Origin of the sequence: Paenibacillus sp. BJ-4 (assembly GCF_020404765.1) — a bacterium.
Taxonomy (GTDB): domain Bacteria; phylum Bacillota; class Bacilli; order Paenibacillales; family Paenibacillaceae; genus Paenibacillus.
Map to the genome: position 1 here is coordinate 1 of NZ_JAIVEM010000151.1, position 402 is coordinate 402.

Annotated in this window: 1 pseudogene; it reads right to left on the minus strand. The window is 55.2% G+C overall.

Features of this window, described 5'->3' with window-relative positions:
* Nucleotides 1-402: pseudogene (locus LCF57_RS23230) on the minus strand (hypothetical protein); the annotation flags it as partial.

A 402-nucleotide genomic window follows, 5' to 3' on the forward strand; every position in this document is an offset into this window, starting at 1 on the left:
CACAGATGAAGGCTGCAAATGGGCAGAGGTGACGGATTCCGGGGCCAAATGGCTCGACTGGATGGCCTCTTCTGCCACATGATTTCCTTGCACAGCTTCGTCGATAATGTGCCACGGCTGTACGGAATAAGGAGATATTTTGGCCGCTGTCACGCTCTCATCCGCCAGTTTTTCAGACGTAACAGACTCATCTTGCAATGCGTGGGTCGATATCGTCTCTGATGCGATATGCACGCCCTGGATGGTTCCGATGTGCAGATGGTGCGGCTGGATGGACTCTGCTGCAATATGCACAGACTTCACAGCCCCTTCTGCCAGCGCTATGTCCTGTACCGCTCCTGCTGCCAAATGCCGGGTGTGTACGGCCTGCTCCGTCAAATGTGAAGGACCGACGCTGCCTTC